Here is an 11,609-nt window from a genome sequence, read left to right as displayed (position 1 = left end):
TTAAAGTTGAGAGTGGGGTATGATTGATAAATGTTTTTTAATTTGTCTTATTTATCATTTCATTTAAGGAATGGAAAATAAGACATAAAAAGCATGGCAATAAAAGGAATTTATTGGCCCATAAAGCGTGGTGGCAGTTTTTGTCATCGCTTTATAAAACCCTAATCAACCATGGATGGATAAGCTTATGAGCATCAACGTGCTTAATCGGCGTGTACATACACTCACGCTATTAACGATGGCAGTCTCACTCGGATTATTTGGCTGTTCAGATAACGACAATTTTAACGGCAATATAGACGACGACATCGGCGATAGTACTTATGCAGCGGATATCCAGCGCACTGAATTTGGCATCCCGCACATCACCGCTAAAAACTATAAAGGTCTGGGTTACGGCGTCGGTTATGCCTTTGCCGAAGATAATATCTGCTCGCTTGCGCGCGAAATCGTAATCGCCAAGGGCGAGAGTATGCGCTATCTGGGTGCTGAGGGTAATGAGAATAGCGATGTTTTCTACACTTGGTATAACTCTCCTGAACGACGAGCAGGTTTTCTAGCGGCACAAGACCCTGAAGTGATTGATGCGGTCAAAGGCTATGCCGCTGGCTACAATCGCTATTTACGTGACAAAGGGGTCAAAAATATTGAAGACCCGGCCTGTGCAGGCGCTGAATGGGTTCGCGAAATCGACATCGACGATATGTTAGCCCTATATGGCAAAGCCAATTTACGCGGTGGACTGTCTAACTTCGTCAAACAAATCGTAGCAGCAACTCCTCCTGAGTCGGATCGCGTCATGGACAGTACTAGAATGCGTAGCGCTACGGAAGATTCTGAGTTGGACGTGGAAGCCGTGCCAGAATTTGATATGACGACAATCAAGGTATTAAATGGCGGCAGTAACGCTTATGCCTTTGGTAGTGAGGTTACTGGCACTAAGTATGGCGTTATGTATGGCAATCCTCACGAGCCTTGGGAGGGGGTACAACGCTTTTATGAGTTTCATCTGACCATGCCAGGCGAGCTTGATGTCATGGGTGCCGCGCAGCAAGGTCAACCCTTTATTAATATTGGTTTTAATAAAGATGTGGCGTGGAGCCATACGGTTTCTACGGCCAATCGATTTACCCTTTATCAGCTCGATCTGGTGAACGGCAATCCGATGAAGTACAACTATAAAACCCCTGATGGTAAATACGAGCAGCGCGATATCCAAAAGGATGAAGTCACCATTCAACTGCCAGACGGAAAAACCGCCACCAAAGCGATTTATTCATCACATTTTGGGCCTATGGTAGCCGTCGATAAGGTAAACGGTTTGCTACCCTCTTGGGGCACTAACAATGTCGCCTTTACTATCCGTGATGCGGCCTCAGAGAACCCACGTGCGCTCAATCAATGGCGTAGTATGAATAAAGCCAAAAGCGTAGAAGACTTAGTCGGCAAAATGAAAGAAACCCTCGGGCTTGGTTTTGTCAATACCATCGCAACCGATCGTTACGGCAAAGCGCTTTATGCGGATATCTCGACCGTACCGCATGTGACCGCGCAAAAACTCTCTGACTGTACTGCTGCCAAGCCTTATTTACAAGCGATCGTGAATTTTGGTCTACCGGCATTAGATGGTAGCACCGCTGCCTGTGAATGGGGGAAGGATGCCGACTCGCCACAAGCGGGTATCTTTGGTGGCTCAAACTTACCGTACTTGATTCGTGATGACTATGTGCTGAATTCAAACGACAGTTATTGGCTCAGTAATGCTGAACAACCATTAACGGGATTCTCCCCATTGTTAAGACGTAGTTTGTCACCTCTCTCTGAAGACGCGGCACCGCTATCTTTACGTACCAGAATGGCATTTACCCAAATACTGGACAGACTGAGCAATAAAGATGAACTTGGTGGCCATGATTTCGACTTAGCTAAACTACAACAAGTCGTCTATGGTAACCGCAGTTACGCCGCCGAATTGGTCCTTGATGATGTTTTGGCAGATTGTACTGCTAACCCTATATTGCCATTAACAAATGGTGGCAGTATCGATGCGACTCAAGCGTGTAACGTGTTAAGCAAATGGGATCGCCGGGATAATCTTGATAGCAAAGGCGCTCATGTCTTTAGAAAGTTTTGGACCAATCTTGATGTGAGTAATTATGCAGGTTTTGGTGTTCCATTTAATAAGGCAGACCCTATTAACACGCCTCGTGACTTAATCATCAATGACAAGACACGTACTGCGCTTGGTGACTCAATCCAATATTTTAATGATAAAAAAGTTGCGCTTGATGCACCACTAGGAAGCTTGCAGTTTGTTCTTGATGCGGGCAAGAGCAATGAAAAGATTCCTATGCACGGCGGCTTTGGTAGTGAAGGTATCTTTAACGTCGCAAGCTCAAGTCAAAACAGCGATGGCACTTATGGTCCAGTGACCAACGGCCCAACCTATATGCAGTCAGTGACCTTTGATAATAAAGGCCCTGTCGTAGAAGCGCTGCTAGCTTACTCGCAGGCCTCAGATACGACGCGCCCTTATCATCGTGATCAGACGCGTAAATACTCGGCTAAAGAATGGATTCGCCTGCCCTTTAGTAAAAGCGAAATCTCCAAACAAGCGGTTAGTGATGTGATTAAACTCAGAGAATAACACTCGCCAATTTTTATGATTAATAAAAAGACTTTAGGGCAATCCTGAAGTCTTTTTTTATGGCGGATAGCAATACAACTTTATGGGTATATACGTAAACTTGCCGTCCATGCCACTATAACCGATGATTTGTTATACTACTTCTTACCTATCCAACAACGTTTGGCTTTATAGCAGACGCAATAACCGCTATCAAAGTAACACATAGCAACCCAATTTCTAGCAAATCCCTATTTAGAAAAACCACACTTTGTAAAGCCAATATTCGACGCAAAATAGCCATGCACTCATCACGTAACATAGCGATTATACAGTCAAAACGAGGAATCTCGAATGTCAGAACCAGCCGATATCAATAGCGACCAAAAGCCGCTTAGCCATGCCAGCGAACAACCAACCACAGAACGCCCTGTGGTTGAGATGCCCAATCCCTATGCCAGTACGCGCGGCAGCATTACCAGTAAGCAGCTGCCTGCATTTGATGAAGAGATTATCAATAAATACAACCGTTCAGGGCCACGCTATACCTCTTATCCGACCGCGTTAGAATTCTCACCGATGCCTGAGGGGCTGGAGACCAAAATTCTGCAAGAGCGCGATGCCCATGCGCCCCTATCACTGTATTTTCATATTCCATTTTGTCGCCACCTTTGCTATTACTGTGCTTGTAATAAAATTATTACCAAGAAGAACAGCGATGCCGGCGATTATTTAGAATATTTAATGGCAGAAATTAAGCACAAACGTAGCTTGTTAAAAATCCCAGCCGATCGTGAAAAACCACTGGTTAAGCAGCTACATTTTGGCGGCGGTACCCCAACCTTTTTGCAAGACAATGAATTGGTGCAATTGTGGGAGTTTTTACAAACCCAGTTTGAATTCTTACCAGACGACCAAGGCGATTACTCTATCGAAATCGATCCGCGCGAGCTTGGTGATGAAACATTAACGGTACTGCGTAATTTTGGTTTTAATCGCGTAAGTCTAGGCGTGCAAGACTTGGATGAAAAAGTACAAATCGCCGTCAATCGCATCAATTCTGCCGAACTCATCGAGAATGTGCTTGCTGAAGCGCGTAGATTGGGCTTTCATTCTACCAACGTCGACCTGATTTATGGCTTACCGCATCAAACGCCGACGACTTTAGATAAAACGGTACGCCGCATTATCGAGATGGCACCCGATCGTTTATCGGTATTTAATTACGCTCATCTGCCGGAGCGCTTTAAATCTCAGCGCCAGATTAAAGAAGAAGACTTGCCAACGCCAACTGCCAAACTGGCCATGCTGGGCAATACCATCAATACCTTGAGCGAAGCTGGTTATCAATATATCGGTATCGACCATTTTGCCAAGCCTGATGATGAGCTCGCCATCGCCCAGCGCGAAGGCAAGTTGCACCGCAATTTTCAGGGCTATACCATCATGGGCGACTGCGATTTGTTAGGATTTGGCGTGTCGTCAATCAGTCAAATCGCCAACCCCAATAGCAGTTATATCTTGCAAAATCATACCGATTTGCAGGTATATAAAGAAAATATCGATGCGGCGCGCGATAATCCAGCGATAATGCCAGCGGTCAATGTGATTAAAACCTCAGTTAAAGATCGCTTGCGTGAGTACGTGATTATGAATTTGTTATGTCACGACTATATCGATTTTAGAGATGTGAATCATAAATTTGGTATCGATGCCATTACTTACTTTATTGATGAGATTCAGCAATTAGGCGAGATGCAAGCAGACCGTTTGATTGATATGGATGCGGCTGGTATTCGAGTATTACCAAAAGGTCGCTTATTAGGTCGCAATGTCGCCATGGTATTTGATGAATATCTTGAGAAAAAACATAAAAACCGTTTTTCTAAAGTGATTTGAGACTTTTTCATCTGCTCTTAATGATAAAGAAGACTTCGCACCAGCGAAGTCTTTTTTATAGTTGGCAATAAATGCGTCTTCTTTATAGTAAATCAGTTTATAGTAAATCAATTAATGGTGAATAAACCTACTCTGACGGCATAACAATATATAAAAGATTGGCATCTTCAATGGTTTTTTCTTTATCGAGATACTTTTGCTCAACGCTACTTTTTGGATTGATTATATCGGTATCTATCATCGCAAAGTCATCATCATTGAGTAGACCTAATGAACCATCTTGCCGTAACCATAAGCCCTCAAGCTTATCATGCGGATAGTCTAAACTCGCTAGCACATCGACGACCAAGGTCTTTTTAACAGGCATAATATTTATCTTTTCAAGCATTTGCCAGTTTTCTTCGTCTGTGGCAATAAGCTGCTCAAGTGTTTGTCCATTGATGGTCAAACCAACAGCTTCATCTTGTTTAACGCCTTTATCATTTAAAACAGTTTCAATATCTGTTGCTTGCACGATATCAACTTTATAAATGAGTTTTTTTGCTGTTTCATCTTGAAGCGGAAATTTGCGATCATGCTCAATCAAATAAAACTCATGATTATTCAAGGCCGCGATACCAGAAGTGACGTGCTGGGCGTTATCCAATCGATATAAATACTGCGCTATTTGCCCTGAGACTAAATTAATCGTTACCATACGTACCAAACTAGAGATGCGTCCTGATTTATCAGGATTATCCATAGCGGATTCCATGATACCGACCAGTGTCGTTTGGTCTGGTGTAATCGTTAACGCCTCCATACCGCGATTGGCACGACGCTTGGTAAATTCTACTGGTAACAAAATCGGCTTGCCATTAATAATCACATTATTGCGCTCATCACTGGCAAAGGCATTGATACGTTCAACCTCTACCCCATTTTCATCATAATGTACGAGGTGCGGGCCATATTCATCACTGATCCAAAAGCTCCCATCTTTGAGCGCCGCTAGCCCTTCTGGGTCTAAGCCATTAATATCGGTTTTAATAGGATTGGTTACCGCATTGAAAGGCATATTTGGATTGATAGTCATCGGCTGACCATTGACATCATAGGGCACTTCACTGGTACCACCCAAGGCTTTGGGGTTTGGTAGCCCAGAGATAGGATTGCCGCGCCTGTCTTTAAGCAGTATTTCTTTTACCTTAATTATTTTGCCGCCAGCTTGCAGCTCAAACAGTCCAATAGCTGGCGTATAGTTTGGAACAAGAAACTGCTTACCTCTACCAGCAACTCCGTCAAAGTCGGCATTAGGCCCACGGTCGGTGAGGGCATAAAATTGCTTGGCATTGGTTGGATGCGCCGCTGCATCTGAGCCGTAACCGCCGCCACGAATCTCTAACTTCTGCTCAGGATAAGCGGCATTGATATGCGTCGCATCAAGAGCGCTATAAGGTAACGGACAGCCTTGGGGAAATTCATTCATAGCAGTCATTGCAGTATTGATATCTTCATTAACCATTATTATTTTCCTTGAATTTTTATTGTTTTTAAAAATAAAGTAACGTATGCTAAAAAATCAGTGAGATAATTACGTATAAATTAAAATTCAAAAAAAATAGCCAGCACGTAAAACGCTCACTGACTATTTTTATAACAGATTTAAATACACTTGAAATATGCTGAGCTAAACTTTAAGTTTATCCCCAACCATTCCTTTAACAGTACTTAAAATATCCGCGGGTAATACCACCATCTTTGAGTTATCGGACTCGGCCAACTGACGAATCGATTTAATATATTGCTCACCAAGCAAATAAACAATCGGCATTTCCTCGTCGCCCATTGCGGCGGTAATCAGACGAATCGATTCTTCTGAACCCTTTGCTAACACCACTTGCGCTTCGGCATCGCGGCGTGAGGCTTCTAAGCGACCATCGGCCTCTAAGATAGCCGCCTGTTTTTGACCATCGGCACGGGTGACGGTAGCACGGCGCAGACGCTCTGCCGCCGCTTGCTCTTCCATTGACGCTTGCATCGTCTGCGACGGATTAATGTCTTGGATTTCAACCGTTTTTAGGGTAATACCCCAATCGGCAATATCTTCTGAGATAGCGTGTTTTAGCTTAGTTTTGATTTCTTCACGGCTAGAGAGTGCATTATCAAGATCCATCTCACCAATGATTGAACGTAAAGAGGTCTGCACCAGATTGCGAATACCGTATTCATAATCCTCGATACCATAGACGGCTTTGTCAGGGCGGACAATATTAATATAAGCAACAGCGTTGGCGATAATCACTACGTTGTCTCGCGTAATAACTTCTTGTGAGGGAATATCAAGAACGATGTCTTTGGTCGTGACTTTATAAGCCACATCATCAACATAAGGAATGATAAGGTTTAATCCCGGCTCTAGGGTTTGGCTATATTTACCGAGCCGCTGCACCACCCACTTATACCCTTGCGGGACAATGCGCACGCCTTTAAACACCGTAAATACAACCAATGCAACCAAAACGATCATGACAATACTAAAACTATCCATGTTACACCTCTATCATTATGCTTAACTATTTTTATGGATGACTGTTTGCGACTGCATACTACTGACAATCAGCTCGTTACCCACGATATCTGTCACTATCACCCGATCACCAACTGCCACTTGCTCCCCGCGTGTACGGCACATCCATTCGGCGGCACCAACAATAGGCACACTAAAGCGGACGACACCCGCGCGTTCTAACTGCGGCGCGACGATAATCATACCCGTCTCGCCGATAATCACACTGCCGCCCAATCCCGCTTTGGTACGATCAACAGACAATGGCTTGATAAATTTAAACCAAGCCACTAAAAAGATAGCCGACAGCAGCAACCAAAGAATAATTTGGATAGACAGCGAGATAGGCAGCAACCATGAAAGAGCGGCAACGATAATGGCTGCAGCGCCGAACCAAAGGCTAGCAAACGTCGGCACAAACATCTCGACAATCAGCAGCACAAAACCCAATACTAACCAGTGCCAAGGTTCAATCGTCCAAAGCATTTCCATTATTGCTCATTCCCTATCTACGCCATTCTAGCCTTTAATGTAGCACACTTTTAGCATTTATAACCTCTTTAAAATCATCAATATATGGCGTAGGTGTACTTAACTTTCTTAAAGTAAATTATTAAATATTAAAACAAAAAAAACGACCACCGAAGTGATCGTTTTTATTCTGCTTATTATTTTAGTTTCTAATAATTATAGAACTAGGCGTTCAAAATATTAGAATTTAAGGTGAGCACCAACTGTCATAAGATCGGCATCACTACCTAGTTTGTCATATTCAGCTTCAACACTAAAATTAGGGTTTACTGAATATCCAAGGCCAACACCGCCAGCTAGGCTCGTATCTTTATCTGTACCATTAAAAGCATTCAGAGTAGTATTAGAAGCTTCTACTTCAGTTCTGGCAACACCTAACTTACCTTTAGCGTATAGACCCGTATTAGGGAAAGCATAGCGATAAGTACCGTAGGCGCCATAAGTTTTCGCATCAATATCGCCGTTATAGTAGTCAGCATCATCTGAACCTACGTATTCAGCTTCAATACCAAAGTTAGGGTCAAAGTTATAGCCACCGTACACGCCATAAGCGGTTGGATCATCAGCGCCATTGACGTCTAAATCAAACTGACCAACTTTTACACCAACATACGGTTGACCAGTATAGCCACTACCATAGGCTATGGCTGCTTGTGCACCTACGCTTAGTAAAGAACCAGCAGCTAGGGCAAGTAGAGTTTTTTGTAGAGTTTTCATTTTTAGCTCCTTAAAACAATTGGACAAACAAGTTTATTTATTTATGTGGGCTGTTTAGCCGTATCGCCTTGTTTGCTAACGATGTATACATCGTAACAAACCATGTCAAAAACTCTGTCAGTGTTTAATGGTACGAAAGTTAACTTTTGCAAGTATTTATCAGCCTTCAGGTTACAAAGCAGGATATATGAAATCTTTTGTTACAAGCGCCAGTTTTGGGTAATTATTCTTACTCATTACCAGAATCTGGCTGACTAAAATAAAAAAACGCACCTCGGAAGGTACGTTCTTTATATAAAAACCATGTTAATGTAAGCGTTTAAACAAGCTTATTTTTTGTCGTCAACTTCAGTGAACTCGGCATCGACCACATCGTCATCTGCTTGATTGCTGTTGCTAGCATTATCAGCGCCTTGTTGGAATTGACTTGGGTCCATACCCTCGCTACCTACGCCGCTATCCGCATAAATCTTTTGGCTGATAGGCAAGAAGGCATTGTCTAGCGCTTCAAGTTTGGCTTTGATGTCGTCATGATCATCTTCTTTTGTAGCCGCTTCAAGCTCAGAGATAGCAGACTCTACTGTTGATTTTTCCTCTTCAGTAACTTTGTCTCCTGCTTCTTTTAGCGCTTTTTGTACCGCATGGATACGGCCATCTGCTTCGTTACGCACCTGCGCAAGGTTAGCAAATTTCTCATCTTCAGCCGCGTTCGCTTCAGCATCGCGCACCATTTGTTCGACTTCTTCGTCCGATAAACCAGAATCGGCTTTAATCTGGATACTTTGTGCTTTACCAGTGCCTTTGTCTTTCGCTGAAATATTCATGATACCGTCAGCGTTGATGTCAAAGGTGACTTCGATTTGTGGTAGACCACGTGGCGCTGGTGGAATATCCGTCAAGTCAAAACGGCCAAGCTGTTTGTTTTGGTTAGCGATTTTACGCTCACCTTGATACACCTGAATCGTTACAGCTGGCTGGTTATCTTCTGCCGTTGAGAAAACTTGTGATTTCTTAGTAGGAATCATGGTGTTTTTCTCAATGATTGGCGTCATCACCCCGCCCATCGTTTCGATACCAAGGGTCAATGGTGTTACATCAAGCAATAGCACGTCAGTTTTGTCACCAGACAATACCGCACCTTGAATCGCAGCACCAGCGGCAACCGCTTCATCAGGGTTCACGTCTTTACGTGGCTCTTGACCGAAGAACTCTTGTACTTTTTGCTGTACTAACGGCATACGAGTCTGACCACCAACTAAGATGACGTCATCAACATCGCCGATTTTTAGACCAGCATCTTCTAGGGCAGTTTTACAAGGGCCCATCGTACGTTGTACCAATTCTTCTGTTAAGCTCTCAAGTTTTGAGCGGCTGATAGTAACGACTAAATGCTTAGGACCACTGCTATCGGCAGTGATATATGGCAAGTTCACTTCAGTGCTTTGGGCGCTTGATAGCTCAATTTTTGCTTTTTCTGCGGCTTCTTTTAGACGCTGCATTGCAAGCGAGTCACCTTTTAGGTTGACGTCTTGCTCTTTTTTGAACTCATCAACCAAATAATCAATCAGCGCTGAGTCAAAGTCTTCACCACCAAGGAAGGTGTCACCATTGGTTGCTAGTACTTCAAACTGCTGCTCGCCGTCAACGTCGGCGATTTCGATGATTGATACGTCAAAAGTACCACCACCCAGGTCATAAACGGCAACCGTGCTATCGCCTTGCTTTTTATCCATACCATAAGCAAGTGCTGCAGCAGTTGGTTCGTTAATAATACGTTTTACATCAAGACCTGCAATTTTACCGGCATCTTTGGTTGCTTGACGCTGTGAGTCATTAAAGTACGCAGGTACCGTTACCACGGCTTCAGTTACGCTCTCACCAAGATAGTCTTCTGCTGTTTTTTTCATTTTTTTCAAGATTTCAGCAGAAACCTGTGGCGGCGCCAATTTTTTACCGTTGATTTCAACCCACGCATCACCGTTATCGGCTTTGACGATTTTATAAGGCACCATACCGATGTCTTTTTGTACCACTTTGTCTTCAAAGCGACGACCAATTAAACGCTTAATCGCAAACAACGTGTTGCTTGGATTGGTGACGGCTTGACGCTTAGCTGATTGACCAACTAAGGTTTCGTCATCTTTATAAGCGACAATCGATGGGGTGGTACGCGTACCTTCAGCATTTTCGATGATTTTGACTTTATCACCTTCCATTACTGCGACACATGAGTTGGTTGTACCTAAATCTATACCAATTACTTTACCCATAATTAACTGCTCCTAATTTATTTTTAAATTAAATAGTTATCTCATCAGACCTGAACTTTTAATGCTAAACGGTCACTTGTTGTTCTATATCGGTTTGGGGCGTTATTTTTTCAAGTCATTTAATAAGCAAAAAATGCCTTTTGTGTGATTTTTTGTGTAAATCCTTATTAATAGTAAGGTTTAGACTTACTCATGGCTTATTTTTTAAATAATAATACTTAAAAATTAAGCTCTATTGTCCAACACGTACCATTGCTGGGCGTAAGAGGCGACCGTTTAAGCTATAACCTTTTTGCAGAACCGTACCGACAGTATCGGCTGGCGCATCGGGGTCAATTCCGACCGCTTCGTGCAAATCAGCGTTGAATTTTTCTCCTTGCGGCTCAACCACTTCTACGCCGTTTTTATTCAACACGTCTAATAACGCTTTATGCGTCAATCTCACCCCTTCGATAACAGGGTCATCTGATTGGGCGTTTTCGATAGCTCGCTCTAAGTTATCGACCACTTCCAACAACTCTTTGGCAAATTTCTGTAGAGCAAATTTTTTGCTTTTATCGGCTTCTTGCTCCATACGTTTTTGCGCGTTGTAAGCTTCAGCATTGGCGCGGGCAGTGCCTTCTTTGGCCTGTTTAACCTCATCTTCTAATTCTTTAATTCGCGCTTCAAAGGCATCTAAATCAATCTCGTTTTCGATGGTTTCATGACTTCCTGAATTTTTTGTTGGGTCAAACTCTTCAAGCGTTTCTTCGAGCACACTGTCTTCGCGCTCAATATTGCTTTGAGCTGCTTTTGGATCAGTGGTGTCAAATTTATGATTAGGGGCTTGTTCACTCATGATAACTTCCTTATGAAATAGTAATAATTAAAAAACCGTCCTAAAGTGATGACAGCTTAGAACATGACAACTTATGGACAAAAACAACGCCATAAAAATTTGTTATTTTTTATCATGTTCTCATTAAGCCTAAATAGTGGCTGATAGCTGATTAATAAAGGTGATGAGGGTAAATTTCAA

At 43.0% G+C, this 11,609-nt stretch carries 8 protein-coding genes; 2 read left to right on the top strand and 6 right to left on the bottom strand.

Annotated features, from left to right (window positions below; translation table 11 throughout):
* The first annotated feature begins 187 nt into the window (after positions 1-187).
* Complete coding sequence (locus tag B4240_RS03845) at positions 188-2,647, top strand: penicillin acylase family protein (protein ID WP_296236917.1); 2,460 nt, start codon at positions 188-190, stop codon at positions 2,645-2,647.
* A gap of 333 nt (positions 2,648-2,980) precedes the next feature.
* On the top strand, positions 2,981-4,525 hold the full coding sequence (gene hemN, locus B4240_RS03840; RefSeq protein WP_296236916.1) for an oxygen-independent coproporphyrinogen III oxidase: 1,545 nt from the start codon (positions 2,981-2,983) through the stop codon (positions 4,523-4,525).
* Positions 4,526-4,652: 127 nt separating this feature from the next.
* Here hemN and B4240_RS03835 read toward each other — a convergent pair whose 3' ends face one another.
* From B4240_RS03835 to grpE, 6 genes are all read right to left on the bottom strand, one after another.
* A complete protein-coding gene (locus tag B4240_RS03835; RefSeq protein WP_296236915.1) occupies positions 4,653-6,029 on the bottom strand; it encodes an esterase-like activity of phytase family protein in 1,377 nt (458 codons plus the stop codon).
* A gap of 165 nt (positions 6,030-6,194) precedes the next feature.
* Positions 6,195-7,055 (bottom strand): SPFH domain-containing protein, encoded by an 861-nt coding sequence (locus B4240_RS03830; RefSeq protein ID WP_296236914.1) that lies wholly within the window; start codon positions 7,053-7,055, stop codon positions 6,195-6,197.
* A 21-nt stretch (positions 7,056-7,076) separates the two neighbouring features.
* On the bottom strand, positions 7,077-7,565 hold the full coding sequence (locus tag B4240_RS03825) for an NfeD family protein (RefSeq protein ID WP_296236913.1): 489 nt from the start codon (positions 7,563-7,565) through the stop codon (positions 7,077-7,079).
* Positions 7,566-7,784: 219 nt separating this feature from the next.
* On the bottom strand, positions 7,785-8,321 hold the full coding sequence (locus B4240_RS03820; RefSeq protein ID WP_296236912.1) for a porin family protein: 537 nt from the start codon (positions 8,319-8,321) through the stop codon (positions 7,785-7,787).
* 329 nt (positions 8,322-8,650) lie between these two features.
* Positions 8,651-10,591, bottom strand: a complete 1,941-nt coding sequence (gene dnaK / locus B4240_RS03815) for a molecular chaperone DnaK (protein ID WP_296236911.1) — start codon at positions 10,589-10,591, stop codon at positions 8,651-8,653.
* Between the two features lie 232 nt (positions 10,592-10,823).
* Positions 10,824-11,429 (bottom strand): nucleotide exchange factor GrpE, encoded by a 606-nt coding sequence (gene grpE, locus B4240_RS03810; RefSeq protein ID WP_296236910.1) that lies wholly within the window; start codon positions 11,427-11,429, stop codon positions 10,824-10,826.
* Positions 11,430-11,609 lie beyond the last annotated feature (180 nt).

Source organism: Psychrobacter sp. UBA5136 (assembly GCF_002414005.1).
GTDB lineage: Bacteria > Pseudomonadota > Gammaproteobacteria > Pseudomonadales > Moraxellaceae > Psychrobacter.
Note: the sequence above shows the minus strand (reverse complement) of the source record. Positions and strands in the feature narration are given on the sequence as shown.